Below are 238 nucleotides of genomic sequence, written 5' to 3'. Positions count from 1 at the left end.
TGGGGCTGGATCACCTCCTTAACGATACTGTCTTTGCCAGTGTCCACACAGATTGTATAGGTTGAACGAAAAGAGTGGTTGGAGTGCCCAAACTCCAACGAACATATGTGTCCCATTCGTCTAGAGGCCTAGGACACCGCCCTTTCACGGCGGTAACAGGGGTTCGACTCCCCTATGGGACGCCACTTATTAAATGTTTTTTTAGTGAAAATATTTAGAAAGTGTTGAATCGAAAGAA

1 tRNA gene is annotated in these 238 nt (G+C 45.8%); it reads left to right on the top strand.

Annotated elements, in window-relative coordinates:
• The first annotated feature begins 109 nt into the window (after positions 1–109).
• A tRNA-Glu gene (locus CS022_RS24690) sits at positions 110–185 on the top strand.
• The last annotated feature ends 53 nt before the right edge of the window (positions 186–238 follow it).

The organism is Veronia nyctiphanis, from assembly GCF_004116385.1.
Classification (GTDB): Bacteria; Pseudomonadota; Gammaproteobacteria; order Enterobacterales; family Vibrionaceae; genus Veronia; species Veronia nyctiphanis.
The sequence above is the reverse complement of the archived record's forward strand: the minus strand, read 5'-3'. Positions and strand labels throughout refer to the sequence as shown.